This window comes from Cryobacterium soli (assembly GCF_003611035.1).
GTDB classification, from domain to species: Bacteria; Actinomycetota; Actinomycetes; order Actinomycetales; family Microbacteriaceae; genus Cryobacterium; species Cryobacterium soli.
Genome location: NZ_CP030033.1, coordinates 1,198,424 through 1,218,032, shown reverse-complemented (window position 1 = coordinate 1,218,032; position 19,609 = coordinate 1,198,424). Strand labels below are relative to the sequence as shown.

Here is a 19,609-nt window from a genome sequence, read left to right as displayed (position 1 = left end):
ATGTCCTCTCAGAGCCCCTTCGGCGGCCGCGCCGCCGCACTGTATCCGGTCCTGCCCAAGGGCGAGGTCGTGGCGACGTACGAGACCTACAACGAGGCCCAGCTGGCCGTGGACGTTCTCGCCAAGGCCGACTTCCCCGTGAAGCAGCTCTCCATCGTGGGCAACGACCTCAAGACCGTTGAACGGGTGACCGGCAAGCTCACCTGGAGCCGGGTCGCACTGGCCGGGGCGGCATCCGGAGCCTGGCTCGGGGTGTTCTTCGGGCTGCTGTTCTTCATCTTCTCGCCGGATGGCGCCGGCCTGCCGTTCGTGTTCGCGGCCGTGCTCATGGGCGCCGGGTTCGGCATGCTGTTCGGGCTGGTGAGCTACGCGCTCAACCGCCGCCGCAAGGACTTCACCTCGACCATGCAGGTGATCGCCGGCAACTACCAGGTGATCGTGAACGTCGAACTGCTCAACAAGGCCCGCAACCTGCTGGCCGGCCAGGCCGAGCCCGCCGCTGCCGCGGCTCCGCACCCGTCCGACCCGCCGCGCTCGGCCCCGGAGCCGCCCGCTGCCGGCGGACCGACTCCGCCGTCGAACCAGCCGCCCGCATACGGCGAGACCGGGCCGACCGAGCAGCCCACCGCGCCGCCCGCGTACGGTCAGCCGGCGCCTCCCGTGTCGGCCCCGCCGGCCGCCGGACCGCCGCCCGTGGCCGAGCCCCCGGTTTCCGGCCCGGTCGACCCCGCCCGCTAAGCAGCCGCGCTGTAGCCGAGCGCCAGCTGCAGAGAGCCGAGCCGACCCCACATTCCGCGCTGCCACAGCCGCTCGGCGTTGCGTCGCGTGTGTGCTCAGCCCGAGTGTGCCCGAAGCGGACATCTGCGCCCGGCGTACCGGGCGCAGAAGTCCGGACGGGGAACAGTTGCGGGTGGTTAGGCCTGCAGGGCGGCCATCCAGGCCTCGACCGCTGCGGAGTCCCGCGGGATGCCGGCCGAGAGGTTCTCGGCGCCGGTCTCGGTGACCAGGATGTCGTCTTCGATACGCACACCGATGCCGCGGTACTCGGCGGGCACAGTGAGGTCGTCGAGCTGGAAGTACAGGCCGGGCTCGATGGTGAAGACCATGCCGGGCTCGATCACGCCGTCGATGTACATGTCGCGGCGGGCCTGGGCGCAGTCGTGCACGTCGAGGCCGAGGTGGTGGCTGGTGCCGTGCACCATGTAGCGGCGGTGCTGGCCGTTCTCCGGCTGCAGCGCCTCCTCGGCGGTGACCGGCAGCATGCCCCAGTCGGCGGTGTGCCGGGCGATCACGGCCATCGCGGCCGCGTGCACCTCCCGGAAGACGGCGCCCGGCTTGGCGACCAGGAAGGCCGCGTCGGCGGCCTCGCGCACGGCATCGTAGACGCGGCGCTGCACATCCGTGAAGGTGCCGGTGACCGGCAGGGTGCGGGTGATGTCGGCGGTGTAGTAGCTGTCCACCTCGACGCCCGCGTCGAGCAGCATCACATCGCCCGGCACGACGGGGCCGTCGTTGCGGGTCCAGTGCAGAATGCAGGCGTGCGGGCCGGAAGCGGCGATGGTGTCGTAGCCGACGGTGTTGCCGTCCACACGGGCGCGGGTGTTGAAGACGCCCTCCACCAGGCGCTCGCCGCGCTCGTGGGCGCTGGAGCGGGGCAGGTCGCGGATGACGTCCTCGAAGCCGCGGGCGGTGGCCGCCACGGCGAGGCGCATCTGGCCGATCTCGTAAGCGTCCTTGACCAGGCGTAGTTCGGACAGGTCGCGGGCGAGGATGGCATCGGCGTCGTGTTCGCTGTTGATCTCGATGCTGAACGGGGCGTCGGACGCGTTGGCCGTGAGCATCCGCTCGGCGGAGTTGCGGAGGCGGGCGTCGTCGACCTGGCCGGTGAGGAACGGGTCGGCCTCGCGCACGAGCAGGGTCTCGCTGTCGACCCGGCCGAGAACCGCGGCGAAGTCGTCGATACCGCGCACCGTGACGGCGAGGTCGCTGGCGACCTGGGCGATGGAGGGCCGCGGGCCGATCCAGAACTCGCCGATCTCGGAGTTGGCGTAGAACTCGTCGGAGTCGCGGCCGGCACGCTCCCGGAAGTACACCGTGGCCTCGTGGCCTGTGGCGGTGGGCTCGAAGACGAGCACGGCACCGGGCTCGGAGTCGCTGCCCCACCCGGTGAGGTGGGCGAAGGCGGAGTGCGCGCGGAACGCGTAGTCGGTGTCGTTGGCGCGCTGCTTGAGCCGGCCGGCCGGAACGATCAGGCGCTGACCCGGGTAGAGCTTGGAGACCCGCTCGCGCCGGGCGGCGGCGAACGGCGCCTGCTCGCGGGCCGGCGGCAGCTCATCGGTGCGCTCGGCCCAGCCGCTGGAGATGAACTCCTTGAACCCTTCCGAGCCGGGCGTGGTCGACCGGTTCTCGTTCGAGCGGGCGGCGGGGGCAGGTGCGGTGTCGGTGGAATCAGCCATGCCCCCATTCTCCCACCCGTACCGCACCGGATGCGCGAGGGCCGGGTCGGGGCAGGTCGGCCAGGGTCAGCCCGCGGGGGAGAGCGTCGCGACGACCGGCCGGTGGTCGCTGCCGGCGGCGTCTTCGGTCTGGATCACGCTCATGGCATCGACCTGCCAGTTGGCCGTGGCCAGCACATGATCGATGGGGGAGCCGAGCAGGGTGGGCGCCCAGGCGGGCCAGGTGCCCACGCCGGCGGAGCCGGCGGTCAGCGCAGCATCCCGGCAGGATCCGAGAGCGGCGCCCTCGGCATCGGCCCGGCCGGCGAAGTGGTCGAGGGTGGCGTTGAAGTCGCCGGCCATGATCACGCCGTTCGCGCCGGAGCCGGCGCCGTCGCACTGTTCGGCCAGCCAGTCCAGGTCGGAGCGCCAGTTGGTCATCTCCCACTGGATCGGCGCGACGGCGTGCACGGCCACGATCGTGGGGCCGCTGCCGTCGACGGGCTCCGCCACCACAGTGGGCAGCACATTGGTGTTGCCGGGCGGTCCGGATCCCTCCGCGGACGTGACCGCGTAGTCGCCGAGGTCCGGGCTGATCAGTAGGGTCGTCGACCTGGCCTTGGAGATGAGGTCGAACGACACCGTGTGCACCCACATGGGCCGGCCGGCGGCGCGCATGGCCTCCGCGATCAGCACCCCGGTCTCCTCCGTGGTCTCGGGCAGGGTGACCACGTCGGCCTGTTCCGCCAGGGCGAGCGCGGCGATGGCGTCGGCGCCCGGCGCGTCCCCGAGGGTGTTCCAGCTCAGCACGGTGATCGACGCCGTCGCCTCGGTGCCGGTGTCGGCCGGAGCGTCGGCCGGCGCATCCGCGGCCCGCGCCGGGGCGGGCAGGGCGGATGCCGCACCCCGGTGCAGCAGGACGCCCACGTTGACCGCGCCGAACAGCGCAAGGAACACCATGAGAACTGCCGTCGTACCGCGGAAGGACCGCCCGAGAAGGAACACAATCGCCAGCAGTGCCAGCAGTGCGGCGGCCACCACCACGGCGAGGCCGCGCAGAGAAACCGCGTGCGCCACCACCCAGGTGTTCTGCAGGCCGAAGAGCTGCGGCCACGCCAGGACGGTGAGGCACATCAGTGCCGCGACGACGATCAGGGTGCGGAAGAGGAAAGAGAACATAGATGAGTCACTGTAAGCGACCAGGCTGGATTCCGCGGCCAACTAGCATGGGGGAATGGCAGTCGAACGGCGTTCCACGGGTCCGATCGACCTGCACACCCACTCCAGCGTCTCCGACGGCACCGAGACCCCGTCGCAGCTCGTGCGCGCCGCCGCGGCAGCGGGACTGGGCACTGTGGCACTCACCGACCATGACTCCACGGCCGGCTGGTCGGAGGCCTCGGTGGCGGCCCGGACCGCGGGGATCACCCTGATCCCTGGCATGGAGTTCAGCACCCGCGTCGGGCACGCGAGCATCCACCTGCTCGCCTACCTCTTCGATCCGTCGGATGCCGGGATCGTCGCGGAGACCGCGCACATCCGCAAGGCCAGGCTCACGCGGGCGGAGCAGATGGTGGCCCGGATCGGCGCCGACTACGAGATCACCTGGGACGACGTGCTCGCCCAGACCACCACCGGCGGAACCGTGGGACGGCCGCACATCGCGGACGCCCTCGTGGCCAACGGCCTCGCGCTCACCCGCAGCGAGGCGTTCGCGGGCATCCTGCACTGGGAGGCGGGCTACTACCAGCCGCACTACGCGCCGGACCCGCTACGAGCCGTGACGCTCGTCCGTGCGGCCGGGGGAGTTCCCGTGATCGCGCATCCGGCCACCCGGGGCGTCGCCGACGTGATGGCCGAGAGCCGGCTGGCGGCGCTTGTGGGCGCCGGCCTGTTCGGGTTGGAGCTGCGGCACCGGGAGAACAAGCCGGAGGCCACCGCGCGGCTCACCATGCTCGCCGAGAAGTACGGTCTGGCCATCACCGGGTCCAGCGACTACCACGGGGAGGGCAAACCGAACCGGCTCGGCGAGAACACCACAACGCCCGAGGTTCTGGAGCGCATCGTGGCCGAGGGCCGCGGCTCGGCGCCGGTCACCCCCGCCTAACCCGGCTGTCCAACTGGGTCGCCCTACCGGGCCGCCCGGTGAGTTGCCAGTTGGCGCCCCTTCGGCAACGTTCAAGCGGCCGGAACTGGCAACTCGGCGGTGGCCCGGAGCCGTCTGTTCAACTGAGCTTGGTCTCCTGCGAGACCCATACCCGGGAGATGACGTCGAAGTACTCCGGCAGACAAGCGTCCGCCGGGGCCTGGATCAGGGCGAGGGCGTCTTCGTTGGCGGCCTCGACGGAGTACTCGAAACCCAGCTGTTGGCCATTCTGGGTGATCTCGGACGCTTCGGCGCCCGCGGCAGCGACGCAGCCATGCCAGTCGCTCATGGCTTGCCGGTACTCGGCTTCGTCGACGACGAGGTCCGCCAGAACCTCCTGCTGGTAGGCACTCGCGCCGTCGCGCAGATCGATGCGTTGCTCGTCGCTCAGCACGTTGAACGGTGAGACGCTGCACCCGGCGAGAAGGACGATGGCGCCGAGAACCGGGACGAGCGCCCAGGTGCGCATCAGTCAGCTTTCAGCCGTGACATCGATGTCCATGGTGTGAGCGTAGTGCCGACCAGTCGCGAGGTGCCGCTTAATGACCTGTTCCTGGCGCTGAGGGGGCGTTTTGCGGCAAGTCAGCGCGGGCGGGCACGCTGAGATGCGACAAACGGCCCCTTCACGCGAGGTGAAAGGGCCGTTTGCGGCAATTCGGGGTGCGTTACGCCGTGGGCGCCTGCGGGGAGCGGCGACGGGTGCGGCTGCGACGGCGCGGAGCGCTGTTGCCGTCGTGGTGCTCGGCACCGCCGCCATCGTGGGTGCCCGCTGCCGGGGTGGCGGCGGGGGCATCCGGGTTGGTGGTCGTGCCCACGCGGGTGCGCGGACGGCTGGACTGCTCGCCGGAGCGGCCGGCACCGGAGCGACCGTCCGAACGGCCGTCGCTGCGCCCACCGGAGCGGCTGTCGCTGCGACCGCCGCGGCCTCCGTCACGACCGGAGGCGGCGCCCGGCACGGTCTCCTTGATCGGCGTCGCACGCAGGCGACCCTTCGAGCCGGCCGGGATGTTCAGGTCCGTGTAGAGGTGCGGCGACGAGGAGTAGGTCTCCTGCGGCTCCGGGGTGCCGAAGTCGAGGGCCTTGTTGATCAGGGTCCACTTGGGCATGTCGTCCCAGTCCACGAAGGTGACCGCGATACCGGTCTTGCCGGCGCGGCCGGTGCGGCCCACGCGGTGCAGGTAGGCCTTCTCGTCCTCGGGGATGGTGTGGTTGATCACGTGGGTGACGTCGTCGACGTCGATGCCGCGCGCGGCGACATCCGTGGCGATCAGGATGTCCTTCTTGCCGGCCTTGAACGCGGCCATGGCGCGCTCGCGCTGCTCCTGGTTGAGGTCGCCGTGCACGGCGGTGGCGTTGAAACCGCGGTCGCCGAGTTCCTCGACGAGCTTGGCGGCGGCGCGCTTGGTGCGGGTGAAGATGACGGTCTTGCCGCGGCCCTCGGCCATCAGGATGCGGCCGATGACCTCGTCCTTGTCCATGTTGTGCGCCCGGTAGACCAGGTGCTCGATGTTGGCCTGCATGAGGCCCTCATCGGGGTCGCTCGCGCGGATGTGGATGGGCTTGGTCATGAACCGGCGGGCGAGGGCCACGATCGGGCCGGGCATGGTGGCCGAGAAGAGCATGGTGTGACGGGTGGACGGTGTCTGCGAGAAGAGCTTCTCGATGTCGGCGAGAAAGCCGAGGTCGAGCATCTTGTCGGCCTCGTCGAGCACCATCTCGCGCACATTGGCGAGGCTCAGCAGACGCTGGCTGGCCAGGTCGAGGAGGCGCCCGGGGGTGCCGACGACGATCTGCGCGCCGGCCTTGAGCTGCTCGATCTGACCCTCGTAGGCCTTGCCGCCGTAGATGGAGACGATGGTGGTGCCGCGGTTGCCCGCTGCGAGCTCGAGGTCTTCGCTGACCTGCACGCACAGTTCGCGGGTGGGAACGACCACGAGGGCCTGCACGCCGGGCTCGGGGTTCAGGCCGAGGCGCTGGATCAGCGGCAGCCCGAAGCCGAGGGTCTTACCGGTTCCCGTCTTGGCCTGGCCGATGATGTCCTGGCCGCTGAGGGCGAGGGGGATCGTCTGGGTCTGGATCGGGAAGGGCTCGAGGATGCCCTTGGCGGCCAGGGCGTCGACGATGTCCTGGTCGATATTGAGTTCGGTAAAGGTCACTTTTTTGTTTGCCTGTCTTGCTCGAAGCGGGATGCGCCCGTCTTCTGCTTCAGGCGCAAGTCCACCGATCCGACGCCGGTGAATGACACCAGACTATAGGTGCGGCCTGGGCAACGGCCGCTGACACCCTCGAACCGGTGCGGTTTCCGGTCACGCCCGGAGTGCGGGCAGCGGCGCCAGGGTCTCCTCGGCCACCTTGACGGTCGTCATGGGGAAGGACACCGTTCCGGCCGGGTAATAGGAGAAGGTGTACTCCTGGGCGATGTCGCGCCTGTCGACGAGCACCTGTTCACGTACCAGTACGGGCGAGCCGGTGGGGATGCCCAGCATCCGTGCGGTGGCCGGGTCGCAGGCGCCGGCATCCACCACCGACCGGATCTCGGCCAGCGGCGATCCGTAGACGGCCTCGAAGGCATCCGCGAGGCTCGGGCAGCTCTGCCACACCGGCGGTTGGGAGTAGCTGCGGCGGAAGTACGCGATCCGCACGCCGACGGCCACGGCGTCGTCGAAGAAGCAGTGTTCCACCAGGCCCACGTAGTCGTCGGTGGTCTGCAGCTTGGCGGCCACGGTGGGCGTGGTCTGCACGGTTCGGTAGTCGGTACGGATCACCGAAAAGCGGGTGGATGCCTTCCACGGCAGGATGTCGTCGATGGGCAGTTGCAGCACCGCCCGGTTGAGCCGGGTCCCGCTGCGCCGCTGCCGGCTGACCATGCCCTCCTCGCTCAGCTGCTGCAGTGCTTCCCTGATGGCCGTGCGGGTGATGCCCAGGGAACGGATCAGGGTGTCTTCCACGAGCTTCTGGTCGACGACCACATCGCCGGACCTGATCATCACCCGCAGCAGGTCGTAGGCGCGGCGGGTCTGGTTCGTCGACGTGCCGGTGGCCGTTGCAGGCTGGTCGTCTGGCATGGCAGGTTCCTGTTCGGCGGATGCGGCCCGGGGGATTCCGGACCTCTCGCCAACGTAACAATCCGCCGTTTCATCCGTGTGACCAATCGTCGACAATGCCGCGACGGCTGCCCGTGAGTTCACCGGACCGGGGCGTGGTAGGTCTGCATCAGCGGCATGACGTTCTCCGCGAACCGCACGACGTCGCCCGTGTAGTCGGCGAAGGTGAGGACGGCGCTGGCCACGCCGGCCTCGAGTTCCAGGGCGTCGAGATAGGCGGCGATACGCCGGTAGGAGCCGACGATGTGCGGGGAGTACCAGCAGGAACCCTGCAGGAACGCGGCCCGGTCCGGGTGGTCGAAGACGACCGGCGGTACGCCACCCTCCTGCCGTTTCAGACCCACGTTCACGGCGGTTCCGGTGCGGTCGTTGCGGGCCGCAGCGGCAATTCCGGCCTGGGCGCCCAGGTCGACGCCGGCCATGTAGTGCTGCGCCTCGGCCACGGCTTCCTCGTCGGTTTCCGCCATGATGATGCCCAGCAGCACGGCACTCTCACAGTGCCGGCCGAGCCGTTCGCAGCGTTCGGCGAGACCGGCAGCGGCCTGCGCGAGTTCGTCGATGGGCCCGAGGATGAAGTTGACGTCGGCGTGGGCCGCCGCCACATCCAGGCTCGCGGGTGACTGGCCCGGCACGATCACGGTGACGCCGTGTTCGGGCGTGGGCTGCACGAGGCAGTCGTCGAGGGCGAAGAAATCGCTCCGGTGGGTGAGCCTGCCGTGCTTCCAGAGCCCGCGCAGGATGCTGATGAACTCGGCACTGTAGGCGTACCGGTCGGTGTAGTAGTCCTCGGACGGCCACAGGCCCATCTGCTCATATTCGTAGCGGTTCCAGCCGGCGACGATGTTCACGCCGAACCGGCCCGCTGAGGCGTCGTCGAGGGTCGCGCTGAGGCGGGCGACCATGGCCGGGTTCACCGAGGGCACCCCGACGGATGCCCAGAGTTTGATGGTGCTGGTCGCTTCGACCAGCGCGGCCATGAGCACCGTCGACTCCACCGCGTGGTTCCAGTAGTCGGTCTCCCCGCCGAAGCCGCGGTACTTCACCATGGAGAGGGCGAAATCGTAGCCGTGCTTCTCGGCATCCACCGTGATCTGCTTGTTCAGCGCGTAGGTCGGCTGGTATTGCGGAGCGTTGGTCGAGTAGATGTAGCCGTTGTTGGCCGTGGGCAGGAACACTCCGCACTTCATCTCAGAACTCCAAGAGGTGATCGCGGAGCGTCGTGCCGGAGTAGCCGTCGCGGATCAGGCCGCGGCGCCGCAGAGCCGGCGCCAAGCCATCGGCGACCTCAGCCATGTTGCGGCGGGTGGTGGGCAGGTAGAGCAGGAAGCCGTCACCGCCGACCTCCTCCATGATCTCGCCCATCTTCGCTGCGACGGTGTCGGGGCTGCCGACGAGGCCGAGGTCGGTGATCTGGAAGGAGCTGGCCACGACGTCGCGCAGGGTCTTGCCCGCGCTGTCCTGGAAGATGGCCGCGACGGAACTGTGTTCGCCGTTCTGCCGGCTGAAGTCGATGTCGGACACCAGGGTGTCGGGGTCGATGGCACCGAAGTCGATTCGGCCGCCGCTGGTGTACGACATGTTCCAGAGGTTGTACTCGATCGCGGCGTCACTCGCGCGGCCCGCGAGAGAGGCCGCGGCCAGGTCCCTGGCCTCCTGGTCGGTGGCGGCGATGACCGGGGTGACCAGGAACAGGAACTTGACCTTGTCGGGATCCCGGCCATAGGAGGCGACCCGGCGGCGCATGTCGGCGCGGTATTCCTTCATCTCCTCGACGGTCTTGCACATCGACATCATGGTGTCGTCGTAGCGTGCGGCCATGTCCCGGCCGGCCTCCGAGCCGCCGGCCGACGCCACCGGCGGGCGGCCCTGTGGCCCGGGGATGGTGTTCAACGGTCCGCGGGAAGAGAAGTATTTGCCCACGAAGTCGATCGGTTCGACCTTGGTGTGGTCGGCGTAGATGCCGCTCTCGAGGTCGGCGAGAACCGCGCCGGGCTGCCAGGAGCCCTGCAGCTGCTGCACCACGTCCACCCATTCCTGCGCCATCAGGTAACGCTCGTCGTGGTCGAAGTGCTGCGCGAAACCGTAGTTCTGCGCCACCCGGTCGGTGACGCTGGTGACCACGTTCATGCCCACCCGGCCCTCGGTGAGGTGGTCGAGGGTGGTGAACAGCCGGGCGGCGAGGTACGGCGGGTACTGGATGACGGAGGCCGTGGGGATGATGCCGATGTGCTTGGTGCGCTGGGTCATCAGCGGCACGAGTGGCATCGGATCGTTCTTCGGGGCCATGAACCCACGCCGCAGGCTGGTCTCCGCGGTGCCCTTGTAGCTGTCTTCCACCATGGCCGTGTCCTCGATGAGGATGTAATCGAAGCCGGCGCGTTCCATCGAGGTGGCCAGGTCGACGTAGATGTCGGGCTTCATCCAGTCAGTGACGTTCGAGCCCACCCAGGGGCCGTCACCGCCCTTCGCATTCCAGGGCTGAATGCCGAAACCGTTGCCGAGAAACCAGCCGAGGTGGAACATGGGTGCCTCTTTCTGAAGGATGTCGTTGGGGCAGTGGTGGGTGCACCAGGTCAGCGGGCGGCGAGGCGCTCGCCGAAGGTGCCGGGGCCGTACCCGGTCTGGGCGAGGCCGCGGCGCTGCAGTTCGGGGACGAGGCCGTCGAGCACCTCGTCGAGGTAGTGCCGGCTGATCAGCCCGCCGCCGCCGTGGAAGAGCAGGAAGCCGTCGCCGCCGACGACCTCCATGGCCTCCTCCATCTGGTCGGCCACGGTCTGCGGGGTGCCGACGAGGCGGAGCGAGGTGGACTCGCCCTTGCCGGCCATGGCCTGCCGCAGGCTCGACCCGCGGGTGGCGGCCTTCATGGCGTCGAGGATGCTCTGCGCCCCGTTGGTGGTGGCATCCTCGGGGATCGGCCGGTCGAGGTCGTACTGGGCGAAGTCGATCTCCGAGACGTTGGAGAGCTGCACCAGGCGGCGCAGGAAGTTGTCACCGTCGGCCGAGTACATCCGGGCTTCCGTGGCCTCCGCCTCGGCGACGGTCTCGCCCAGGATCGGCGTGACCATGTAGAGCACCCGGCAGGAGTCGGGGTCGGTGCCGGCGCGCTCGAGCCGCTGGCGGATGCCGTCCCGGTACGCCTTCATGGCCGGCAGGCCGGTGGGCACCGACACGATCAGGTCGGCCCAGCGGGCCGCGAAGTCCATCCCGGCGGAGGAGCCTCCGGCCTGGCAGAGCACGGGGCGGCGTTGCACCGGCGGCAGGGCGGACGGGGCCGCAGCCGCGTAGTAGTCGCCGTCGAAGGCGACCCCGTCGGCGCCGGTCCAGAACTCGTCGACCAGGCTCACGTACTCCTCTGCGCGGGCGTACCGCTCGTCGTGTTCCCAGAGGGTGTCGAGGCCAACGTTCTGCGCGGCCAGGTTCTCGAACGAGGTCACGATGTTCCAGCCCGCCCGGCCGTCGCTGAGCTGGTCGAGGGTGGCCTGCAGCTGGGCGAGGCGGTGCGGCGGGTACAGGCTGGTGCTCATGGTGGTGACGATGCCGAGCCGCTCGGTGGCCTGGGAGATGGCCGCGGCCAGGGGCAGCGGGTCGTGCTTGGGCGCCTTGGTCGTGGCTTTGAATTCAGCCGCCATGCTGCTGCCGAAGTTCTCCGGAACCACGCTGGAGTCTTCCAGCATGACCAGGTCGATCGAGGCGCGCTCCAGGGCACGGGCCATATCGAGGTAGAACTCGCCGTCGGTCCAGCCGGTGGGCGTGCTGCCGGCCCACGGCCGGTTCCAGGCTGTGGGCATGTAGTTCACGAACCAGCCCAGGAGCATCCGGCGACGCTCGTCGGGGCTGGTGGTCGGGGGAGTGGGCTCGGCGTTCATGCGGGGTCCTCCGTCGTGGCCGAAGCTGTACGTGCAGGGGCTGTGCGTGCGAGGGCCGTGGTGGCCGGGGTGGGGGTGGGGTCGGCCCAGTCGAAGTCCGGAGCGGGCAGGCTCAGGCGCTCGCGCAGCAGCCCGCCGCGGCCGCGGTGCGGCAGCAGCCCCGGCAACACCGTGTGCACGACCTGGCCGTAGAGCGCGGGGTCGGCGATGCCGGAGAACAGGTACCCGTCGGCCGTGGTCTGCGGCGGCGCGGTCGCCGCGGTACCGGTCAGTTCGAGCAACACCGTGGCGGCGTGGAGCCTGGCCGCGGCGACATCCGCTTCACCGCGCACCACCAGCAGGTCGGCGGCGGCGCTCGCCGCGTCCGGTTCCGTGGCGCCCTGCGGCCAGCGGGCCACGATGACCGGGCGGCCCTGCGGCGAGCGGGGCATGTTGAGCGGCCCGCGCACGGCGAAGAACTCGCCGCGGTGGTGCGGCACGTGCACCCGGGCCGGGTCGACGTACTGGCCGGCATCCACGTCGGCGATGAGGGCGCCGGGCTCCCAGGAATTCCAGAGGGCGGCGGTGGCGGTGAGGTAGTCGGCCGCGGCACGGTCGAGCTCGGCAGGGTCGGTGACGCCCGAGGCGTTCCAGCGGGCGGTGTCGTCCGTGGACGAGAAGGGGGCCGGCCCGGCGTCGACCAGCCAGCCCGCCCGGCCGCGGGTGAGGGCGTCGAGGGTGCCCAGCGCCCGGGCCGTGTGGAACGGCGGCTGCAGCCACGGCGACAGGGCGACGATCAGGCCGATCCGCGGCGCACGCCGGCTGGCGGCGCCGGCAAGCAGGATCGGGTCGGCGGCGGCCAGCGAATCCTGGGCGAGCAGCACGGCGTCGACGCCGGCGGCGTCCAGCTGGGCGATCGTGTCGAGGCGGCGGCGCAGGTCGCCGCCCGCGACGCTCCAGAACACCAGGGGCGAGGCGGTGGTGGGTTCAGCTGACGGCATGGGAACCTCCGGAGGGGGCAGGGGACTCGGCCGGGGCCACCTCGCGCGGCACCGACGCGACGCGCTGGAGGAACCGAGCGTAGGGACCGGAGACGAGAGCGGGCTGTTGATCGAGCAGGTACGCTCCCGCGGCGAGTTCATGGAACTCGATGTCGCTCCGCGTGGCCAGGGTCGCGGCGGCGTAAGGGTGCAGCACGTCGGCCACGCCGCTGAACAGCACGGTCGGGCAGACTGTCGACGCCAGCTGGGCGCCGAGATCGGTGCGGAACACCGTGAGGTAGGCCTCGTGCCAGCGCTCGCCGGCGGCCAGCTTGTCGACCGTCTCCCGCTGGCGCAGCGCCAGGTCGGGCGGGTAGGCCAGCGGGTCGCCGTCGATCGTGGCGACCTGCCGCCAGACCGTGGCCAGGTGGCTGCCGGCCTCGTCGACGACCAGGCCGGCGACGGATGCCTCCCACTCGGCGCGTTCCGCGGGCGAGAGCACCAGCGGGCCGATCATCGCCAGGCTCGACACGCGCTCCGGCGCCGCCGCGGCCACCGCGATGGCGATGGCCGCGCCGGTGTGGTGCCCGAGCAGGTGGAACGAGTCCGTGCCCAGCGCATCCGCCGCTTCGAGCACGACCTGGGCCCAGTCGGCCAGGTCGTAGGGGGCCGTGGGCCGGTACGACATGCCGAAGCCGGGGGTGTCGAGCGCCACGAACCGGTGCGTGGCGCCCAACGGGCCGGCGGCGAGCTCGCCGGCGAACTTCTCGAACATGACCGAGGACGCGGCGGTCTGGTGCAGCAGGAGCACCAGGGTCTCGCCCGCGCCGCACTCGCGCAGGTGAACCTGCCCGCCGGCGAGGTCGAGGTAGCCGCGGCGCATCAGCTGAACGAGTTGAGGTTGCCGAGCAGGGTGTCGTGCGCGTAACCCGTGCGCAGCAAGCCGCGCCGCTGCAGGGCCGGGGCCACGCCATCCGTCATCTCGGCCACGTACTGCCGGCTGATCGGCTGGCCGTAGATGAGGAACCCGTCGCCGCCGACCTCCTGCATGAACTCGTCCATCTGGCTCGCGATGCCGTCTGGCGTGCCGACCATCTCGGTGGTCTGCACGCGCATGCCGCTGAAGCCCTCACGGATGGTCTTGCCGGCCAGCTGCTTGCGCCAGATCTCCAGGGTGCTCTGGTGGCCGTTCGTGGACACGTCGTCGGGGATCGGCTGGTCGGGGTCGTACGGCGAGAAGTCGATCTCCATGGTGGCCGCGAAGTGGGTCATCTGCACCTCGAAGTTGTGCTGCTTGCGCGCATACCAGGCGGCGTTCTTCTCCTCGGCTTCGCGGGCGGTCTCTCCCACGATCGGGTACACCACGGAGAAGACCTTGATCTCGTCGGGGTCGCGGCCGATCAGCGCGGCGCGGCGACGGATGTCGTCGCGGTATTCCTTGGCACCGGCGGCGCCGTTGGGTATGGCGAGGATGACGTCGGCGTGCCGGGCCGCGAAGTCCCGGCCGCGCGGGGAGCCGCCGGCCTGGCAGATCACCGGACGGCCGTTCGGCCCGGCCGGGATGTTGAGCGGCCCGCGAGTCTTGTAGTACTCGCCCTCGTAGTGAACGGGCTGCACCTTCTCGTAGTCGGCGTAGTAACCGCTCTCGGCGTCGGCGAGGATGGCGCCCTCGCCCCAGGAACCCCAGAGGGCCTTCACGGCGGCCATGAACTCCTCGGCCATGTCGTAGCGCAGGTCGTGCTCCGGCAGCTTGTCGAGGCCGAAGTTCTGGGCGGCCCGGTCTTCGCTGGAGGTGACGACGTTCCAGCCGACTCGGCCGCCCGAGAGGTTGTTGATCGTGGCGAACTGGCGGGCCAGCTGGTACGGGTGCGAGAACGTGCTCGACGCGGTGGCGATGATGCCGATGTGCTTCGTGGCGCGGGCGAGCATGGCGGCGGCGACCACCGGGTCCATCTTGGGGGCGTACCGGGCGTGTTTGAGTTCGATCTCCGCGGTGCCCTGGTAGATGTCGGGCACCATGAGCGAGTCCTCGAGCATGATGAAGTCGAAGCCGGCGCGCTCGAGGTTCTGCACCATGTCGACGTGGAAGTCGCCGTTGAACCAGGTGAGCGGGTCGTTACCGCGGTACGGCGTCTTCCATTCTGGGGCGGTGAGGTTGCCGAACCAGCCGAGGCGGAAGGGGTCTGCGGACATGGGTGTTCTCCTTGCGTATGGTGCGGGTAGTGGGGGAAGGTATGTGCCGACCGGTCAGGCGGCGATGGAGATCTCGCTCGGGGCGGCCTCGCAGGCCTCCAGCAGGGCGTGCTCGGTGAGGCTGTCACGGCCCAGCTCGGCGATCACCTGGCCGTGGTGCAGCACGATCACCCGGTGGCAGATGGCCGCGAGCAGTTCGTGCTCACCCGAGAACACGACGACGGCGCTGCCGGCTGCTGCGGCATCCATCGCATCGTTCAGCAGGGCCTTGGCGGCGCCGGGGTCGACACCCTGGGTGGGTTCGTCGAGCAGCAGCACCCCGGGCTCCAGCTGCAACCACTTGGCGAAGACCACCTTCTGTTGGTTGCCGCCGCTGAACCCGGCCATGGCGTAGTCGGGCCGGTTGGGTGACACGTCGACCTGGCCCATCAGCTCGAACGCGCGTTGCTGCACGGCCGTGGTGCGGATGCCGAACAGGCCGAAGAACCGGTCGATCACGGGCAGGGTGACGTTCTCCTCAGCTGTGCCGGCGATCCAGACGCCGTCGCGCAGCCGGTTGCCGGGCACCAGGGCGACACCCGCACGGATGGCCGCGGTCGGCGAGGCGAACCGGGCCGGCACTCCGTCGACCTCGATGCGCCCAGCGGTGGGGGAGTCTTCGCCGAAGAGCAGGAACGGCAGCTCCTCCTGGCCCATCCCGGCCAGCCCGGTGACGCCGACGACCTCGCCGGCGTGTGCGCTGAAGCTCACCTGCGACACCCTCTCGCCGCTGAGGCCGTCGACCACGAGGCGGGCGGCGCCGCCGGTGAAAGTGGGCGGGGTGGGGAAGAAGTCGTCCATCCGGCGGCCGAGCATGTGCGCGACGAGCTCGGCGCGGCTGGTCTCGCTCACCAACACCTCGACGATGTCACGGCCGGCGCGCATGACCGTGGCACGGTCGCAGACCTCCATCACCTCGGAGAGCCGGTGGCTGACGAAGACCACCCCGGCGCCGAGGTCGGCGACCCGGCGCATCAGGTCGAGCAGACGCGCGGCCTCGGGCTTGGACAGCGCGGCGGTGGGCTCGTCGAGGATGAAGAGCTGCTCGGTGCTGTCGCCGTCCATCAGGCGCATGGCGCGGGCCACCGCGAGCAGCGCCCGTTCGGCCGGGCTGAGGGTGGAGACCTCGGCGTCGAGGTCGAATTCGACGCCCAGGCGGTGCATCAGATCGGTGTAGATGGCACGTTCCTTCTTCACGTTGACCGGGCTGAGCAGGCGGGCGCCGTAACGGGCGTTGATGCCGAGGTTCTCCAGCACGGTCATCGAGTCGACCAGGCCGATGTCCTGGTGGATCACGGCGATTCCGCGGGTGTGCGGGTCGGTGGTGGGCATGTGCAGCGGGGAACCGAAGACCTCGACCTCGCCGGCGTCGGGGATGACGACCCCGGTGAGGCTCTTGATCAGGGTGCTCTTGCCGCAGCCGTTCTGGCCGAGCAGGGCGTGTACCTCGCCGGCGCGCACCGTGAGCGACACGTCCGCCAGCGCGATGGCGCCGCCGTAGTGCTTGCTGAGGTTCTGCACGGACAGGGCGATGCGGGCATCCGTGCCGGTCGGGCCGGCGGTGCGGGCGCTCATCGGGTGTGCCCGCCGCCGCGGCGGCTGCCGGCGAGTTTGGCCGCCGTGACGGCCACCATCAGGGCGACGCCGTAGAAGACGTTGGAGACCCAGGTCTGCGCGCCGAGCAGCTGCAGGGCGGTGATGCCCACCGTGAGCAGGTAGAGGGCGGCGACGGTGCCGAAGGCGTTGAACCGGCCGACCGCGATGGCGGTGGCGCCCAGGAATGCGGCGGCGAACGGCTGCAGCATGTACTGCGAGCCCACGCTCGGGTCCACGGCGCCGAAGTAGCCGATGAAGCAGACGCCGATGAAGGAGGCGAGGAGGCCCGACACGACGTAGGCGCCGGTGCGGATGCGGTTGACCGGTACGCCGGACAGCCGGGCGGCGTTGCGGTTGCCGCCGATGAAGAGGGTGTACCGGCCCAGCGGGGTGCGCTGGTAGACGTACCAGAGCACGATCACCAGGGCCCAGGCGTACCAGCTGATCAGCGGGATGCCCAGCAGCTGGGAGCGGGAGAAATTGACGAACTCGTCGGGGATGCCCGAGATGATGCGGCTGTTGGTGATCAGGTAGGCGAACCCCGACAGTGCGGTGAACGAGCCGAGGGTGGCGACGAACGAGTCCACGCCCACCCGCACCACGAGGAGCGCGTTGATGAGCCCGACGGCCACGCCGAGACCGAGGCCGACCAGCACAGCCAGGCCGGAGGGCACGCCCATCTTGGTGAGCTGGGCGACGAGGGCGCCGGTGGCGACCATGGTCTGGGCGACCGACAGGTCGAAGTCGCCCAGCCGCAGCACCACGGTGGCGGTGAGGCCGAGCAGCAGCACCAGCGACTGCGCGTTCACCATGGTGGTGAACAGGGAGGCAGTGCGGAATTGGGGGAAGATCGCCATGCAGATGAGCACGAGAACCAGCAGGCCGCCCACGAGCGCCCACCGTTCGGTGAAACCGCCCCAGTTGAAGGGTTGGCGGGCCAGAGCGGTGAAGTCATGCTTCCCGAGGTCCGGTTCGGAGGTGCGGGTGGGGGTTGCCGTTGTCATGGAGTCACCTGTCAGTCCTGGGTCGTGCGCGGTCGTGCGGGTTCGAGCGGAAAGCTGGAGGGGCCGGTGCCGGGCGGGCCGTGTGCAGCGGCCCGCCCGGGTATTTGAGGCTGCGGGTCAGCCGGTCCAGGCGTCGGTGAAGGCGGTCTCGTAGTCGACGTACTCGGGGAAGAGCGCGGCGGCCGAGCCGTCACCGATGGTGGTGGAGTCGATGATGCGGGTCGGGATCACGTAGTCGGGCACCTCGGCGCCCGTGGCGGCGCGGGCGACGCTGTCGAAGGCGATCCAGCCGATCCAGCTCGTGGTGGGCATGGCGATCGTCATGGCCTGGCCGTTGTTGTCGGCGATCATGGCGAGGTTGGCTTCGAGGCCGTCGCGGGAGATCACCTTGGCCGTGGAGTTTGCGGCGCTCATCACCGGTGACACGAACGGCACGGCGCTGTCCCAGACCGGGTAGACGTAGTTCACGCCCTGGTCCTGCTGCAGCGCGGTCTGCAACTGGCTGCCGATGTCGGTGCTGACGTTGGCGATGTCCACGTTGAGGGCCTTGAAGCTGCAGTCCTCCGGGCAGTACTCGTCGAAGACGGATGCGGCGCCGTCGGCCATCTTCTGCCACACCCCGACCGAGCTGGAGTAGAGCGAGACCATGTCGGCCTGGCAGCCGGAGTCGATCAGCGCCCACTTGGCCGCGGTCTCGCCGTCACCGGTGAAGTCGCTGGTGAGGTTGGTGTACATGCCTTCAGGCACCTCGTCGGTCGGGTCGCCGTTGAGGGTGTTCTGCACCGGGATGCCCGCAGCGGCGGCCTCGGACAGAGAGCCGGTGACGACGGTGGGGTCGATGCCGACGAGGATGATGCCGGCCGCGTCCTGGGCGACGGCCTGCGAGATGCCCTCGTTGAAGCGGTTGGCCAGGCCCTGGCCGTCGTAGGTCACGAGCTTGACGCCCGCGGCATCCGCCGCGGCCTGGACGCCCGTGGCCATGTCGGTGGAGAACTGGTTCATCGAGACGGTGATGAACCAGACCGTGCCGCCGGACAGGGCGGCGAGGTCGAGCGGTTCGCTGGGGGCGACCAGGGCCGTGGCGGCGGTGGCGGCGTCGACATCGGCCTGAACGGCAGCGACGCAATCCTGCTGGGCGGAGGTGAGGTCTGCTGTGCTGGCGACATCCGCCGTCTTGGCGGCGTCGGTGGCCGATGTGCAGCCGACGAGGGTGAGTGAGGCGCCCAACGCGAGGGCTATGCCTGCGGCAGTCTGGGTGATCTTCATGCGGAGCTCCAAGGATCGGGGGGAGAGGTGCTGGAGGGGTACGTCAATTCGACGCACCAGCGGTTTCCACCCGATATCGGAAGAGTTAACGCTCTATTGCGCATCGACCGATTTGTTTCGTCACGCGCATAGCAGAAGAAAATGCTGATCAGGACGATGTCGGCGGCGCGGTATGCGTGTCGGTGACCCGGCGGGACGGAATAACGCCGCCGTTGGGCCACACCCGGCGACGGCCTCCAGCGCCCTCGGCCGGGTCGCCGAGTAAGCTGAGCGCGTGATCTCGTGGTTAGGTGAACGTCCCAAACGGGCAGAGACGCCCCGGCTGTCGGTCAGGGCTGAGCGTCGCGCCACGACGAAGGTCGACATCACCGAACTGGTGCCCGACCTGCTCACCTATCTCGGCCAGGCCGCGTATTTCGAGCTGGGCATGTTCGAGAGCCTGTCCACGGCCGTGATCACCGCGCCCAGCCTCGCGGCGAAGGAAGGCCTCAGCCTGGCGGCCGGGCGCGCACTGTCGAAGCACCACGGCCTGATCGACGAGATCCGCCGCCGGGACGGCGAACCGGCGACCGTCATGGGCCCGTTCGTTCCCGCGCTCGACAGTTTCCGCACGGCCACCGGCGGCGAGGACTGGCCGGAGCTGCTGCTCAGCTGCTACCTCACCGGCGGTCTGCTCGACGACTTCTTCATCCGGCTCTCCGACGCTCTGCCCGGCGATGTGGGGCCGCGGATCGCCCACCTGCTCGGTGAGCACGGCGGCGCCGACGTTCTCGTGCACGAGCTGTCCGCGGCCATCGCCGCGCAGCCCGCGCTGGAGTCCCGACTGGCCATGTGGGGGCGGCGGCTGGTGGGGGACACACTGCTCGTGGCCAGGTCCGCCATGGCCGTCAGCCAGGATTCCCGCATCGAACCGGTCTTCACCGAGCTGATCGCCGCGCACACCCGTCGCATGGACGGCCTCGGCCTGACCGCCTAAGTCCAGTCGGCGACCGCCGATCTTC

General features: G+C 69.9%; 17 protein-coding genes. 3 read left to right on the top strand and 14 right to left on the bottom strand.

Annotation, left to right across the window (positions count from 1 at the left end):
* Entirely contained in the window at positions 1-738 is a 738-nt protein-coding gene (locus DOE79_RS05520) for a YflT domain-containing protein (RefSeq protein WP_245977138.1), read from the top strand.
* A 176-nt stretch (positions 739-914) separates the two neighbouring features.
* Here DOE79_RS05520 and DOE79_RS05515 read toward each other — a convergent pair whose 3' ends face one another.
* Together DOE79_RS05515 and DOE79_RS05510 are read right to left on the bottom strand one after the other, a co-directional pair.
* Positions 915-2,456 carry an aminopeptidase P family protein gene (locus DOE79_RS05515; RefSeq protein WP_120337628.1) on the bottom strand — a complete coding sequence of 514 codons (1,542 nt, stop codon included), beginning with the start codon at positions 2,454-2,456 and terminating at the stop codon, positions 915-917.
* A gap of 66 nt (positions 2,457-2,522) precedes the next feature.
* On the bottom strand, positions 2,523-3,614 hold the full coding sequence (locus DOE79_RS05510) for an endonuclease/exonuclease/phosphatase family protein (protein ID WP_120337627.1): 1,092 nt from the start codon (positions 3,612-3,614) through the stop codon (positions 2,523-2,525).
* Between the two features lie 55 nt (positions 3,615-3,669).
* On the opposite strand from DOE79_RS05510, the gene DOE79_RS05505 reads away from it, so the two are divergent.
* Positions 3,670-4,542, top strand: a complete 873-nt coding sequence (locus tag DOE79_RS05505) for a PHP domain-containing protein (protein ID WP_120337626.1) — start codon at positions 3,670-3,672, stop codon at positions 4,540-4,542.
* A 118-nt stretch (positions 4,543-4,660) separates the two neighbouring features.
* Here the strand turns inward: DOE79_RS05505 and DOE79_RS05500 are convergent, their stop codons facing one another.
* The 12 genes from DOE79_RS05500 to DOE79_RS05445 form a co-directional block, all read right to left on the bottom strand.
* Entirely contained in the window at positions 4,661-5,050 is a 390-nt protein-coding gene (locus DOE79_RS05500; protein ID WP_120337625.1) for a hypothetical protein, read from the bottom strand.
* Positions 5,051-5,246: 196 nt separating this feature from the next.
* Positions 5,247-6,737: a DEAD/DEAH box helicase gene (locus tag DOE79_RS05495; RefSeq protein ID WP_120337624.1), complete on the bottom strand. Its 1,491-nt coding sequence runs from the start codon at positions 6,735-6,737 to the stop codon at positions 5,247-5,249.
* A 150-nt stretch (positions 6,738-6,887) separates the two neighbouring features.
* Positions 6,888-7,646: a GntR family transcriptional regulator gene (locus DOE79_RS05490; RefSeq protein WP_120337623.1), complete on the bottom strand. Its 759-nt coding sequence runs from the start codon at positions 7,644-7,646 to the stop codon at positions 6,888-6,890.
* A gap of 119 nt (positions 7,647-7,765) precedes the next feature.
* Positions 7,766-8,872: an LLM class flavin-dependent oxidoreductase gene (locus DOE79_RS05485; RefSeq protein ID WP_120337622.1), complete on the bottom strand. Its 1,107-nt coding sequence runs from the start codon at positions 8,870-8,872 to the stop codon at positions 7,766-7,768.
* A 1-nt stretch (position 8,873) separates the two neighbouring features.
* On the bottom strand, positions 8,874-10,208 hold the full coding sequence (locus DOE79_RS05480; protein WP_120337621.1) for an NtaA/DmoA family FMN-dependent monooxygenase: 1,335 nt from the start codon (positions 10,206-10,208) through the stop codon (positions 8,874-8,876).
* 50 nt (positions 10,209-10,258) lie between these two features.
* Positions 10,259-11,551, bottom strand: coding sequence for an LLM class flavin-dependent oxidoreductase (locus DOE79_RS05475; protein WP_220094287.1), 1,293 nt, complete (start codon positions 11,549-11,551; stop codon positions 10,259-10,261).
* Positions 11,548-12,531: an LLM class flavin-dependent oxidoreductase gene (locus DOE79_RS05470; RefSeq protein WP_120337620.1), complete on the bottom strand. Its 984-nt coding sequence runs from the start codon at positions 12,529-12,531 to the stop codon at positions 11,548-11,550. Before DOE79_RS05470 ends, DOE79_RS05475 begins: the two co-directional genes overlap by 4 nt.
* Positions 12,518-13,393, bottom strand: coding sequence for an alpha/beta fold hydrolase (locus DOE79_RS05465; RefSeq protein ID WP_120337619.1), 876 nt, complete (start codon positions 13,391-13,393; stop codon positions 12,518-12,520). The genes DOE79_RS05470 and DOE79_RS05465 overlap by 14 nt, the downstream gene beginning before the upstream one ends.
* The gene (locus DOE79_RS05460) at positions 13,393-14,703 is read right to left on the bottom strand and encodes an NtaA/DmoA family FMN-dependent monooxygenase (protein WP_120337618.1); all 1,311 of its coding nucleotides are present in this window, start codon (positions 14,701-14,703) and stop codon (positions 13,393-13,395) included. The genes DOE79_RS05465 and DOE79_RS05460 overlap by 1 nt, the downstream gene beginning before the upstream one ends.
* 54 nt (positions 14,704-14,757) lie before the next feature.
* Positions 14,758-16,317, bottom strand: a complete 1,560-nt coding sequence (locus tag DOE79_RS05455) for a sugar ABC transporter ATP-binding protein (RefSeq protein ID WP_120337617.1) — start codon at positions 16,315-16,317, stop codon at positions 14,758-14,760.
* On the bottom strand, positions 16,314-17,342 hold the full coding sequence (locus DOE79_RS05450; protein ID WP_120337616.1) for an ABC transporter permease: 1,029 nt from the start codon (positions 17,340-17,342) through the stop codon (positions 16,314-16,316). Before DOE79_RS05450 ends, DOE79_RS05455 begins: the two co-directional genes overlap by 4 nt.
* 117 nt (positions 17,343-17,459) lie before the next feature.
* Positions 17,460-18,608: a sugar ABC transporter substrate-binding protein gene (locus tag DOE79_RS05445; protein ID WP_120337615.1), complete on the bottom strand. Its 1,149-nt coding sequence runs from the start codon at positions 18,606-18,608 to the stop codon at positions 17,460-17,462.
* Positions 18,609-18,882: 274 nt separating this feature from the next.
* Here DOE79_RS05445 and DOE79_RS05440 point away from each other — a divergent pair, with 274 nt between their 5' ends.
* Positions 18,883-19,584, top strand: coding sequence for a ferritin-like fold-containing protein (locus tag DOE79_RS05440; RefSeq protein WP_120337614.1), 702 nt, complete (start codon positions 18,883-18,885; stop codon positions 19,582-19,584).
* The last annotated feature ends 25 nt before the right edge of the window (positions 19,585-19,609 follow it).

Bases quoted from the DNA above. Each gene is read 5' to 3' on its own strand.
- DOE79_RS05475 (WP_220094287.1), bottom strand. From the start codon at position 11,551: ATGAACGCCGAGCCCACTCCCCCGACCACCAGCCCCGACGAGCGTCGC.
- DOE79_RS05490 (WP_120337623.1), bottom strand. From the start codon at position 7,646: ATGCCAGACGACCAGCCTGCAACGGCCACCGGCACGTCGACGAACCAG.
- DOE79_RS05500 (WP_120337625.1), bottom strand. From the start codon at position 5,050: ATGCGCACCTGGGCGCTCGTCCCGGTTCTCGGCGCCATCGTCCTTCTC.
- DOE79_RS05460 (WP_120337618.1), bottom strand. From the start codon at position 14,703: ATGTCCGCAGACCCCTTCCGCCTCGGCTGGTTCGGCAACCTCACCGCC.
- DOE79_RS05445 (WP_120337615.1), bottom strand. From the start codon at position 18,608: ATGAAGATCACCCAGACTGCCGCAGGCATAGCCCTCGCGTTGGGCGCC.
- DOE79_RS05455 (WP_120337617.1), bottom strand. From the start codon at position 16,317: ATGAGCGCCCGCACCGCCGGCCCGACCGGCACGGATGCCCGCATCGCC.
- DOE79_RS05470 (WP_120337620.1), bottom strand. From the start codon at position 12,531: ATGCCGTCAGCTGAACCCACCACCGCCTCGCCCCTGGTGTTCTGGAGC.
- DOE79_RS05480 (WP_120337621.1), bottom strand. From the start codon at position 10,208: ATGTTCCACCTCGGCTGGTTTCTCGGCAACGGTTTCGGCATTCAGCCC.
- DOE79_RS05520 (WP_245977138.1), top strand. From the start codon at position 1: ATGTCCTCTCAGAGCCCCTTCGGCGGCCGCGCCGCCGCACTGTATCCG.
- DOE79_RS05510 (WP_120337627.1), bottom strand. From the start codon at position 3,614: ATGTTCTCTTTCCTCTTCCGCACCCTGATCGTCGTCGCGGCACTGATG.
- DOE79_RS05465 (WP_120337619.1), bottom strand. From the start codon at position 13,393: ATGCGCCGCGGCTACCTCGACCTCGCCGGCGGGCAGGTTCACCTGCGC.
- DOE79_RS05505 (WP_120337626.1), top strand. From the start codon at position 3,670: ATGGCAGTCGAACGGCGTTCCACGGGTCCGATCGACCTGCACACCCAC.
- DOE79_RS05450 (WP_120337616.1), bottom strand. From the start codon at position 17,342: ATGACAACGGCAACCCCCACCCGCACCTCCGAACCGGACCTCGGGAAG.
- DOE79_RS05515 (WP_120337628.1), bottom strand. From the start codon at position 2,456: ATGGCTGATTCCACCGACACCGCACCTGCCCCCGCCGCCCGCTCGAAC.
- DOE79_RS05485 (WP_120337622.1), bottom strand. From the start codon at position 8,872: ATGAAGTGCGGAGTGTTCCTGCCCACGGCCAACAACGGCTACATCTAC.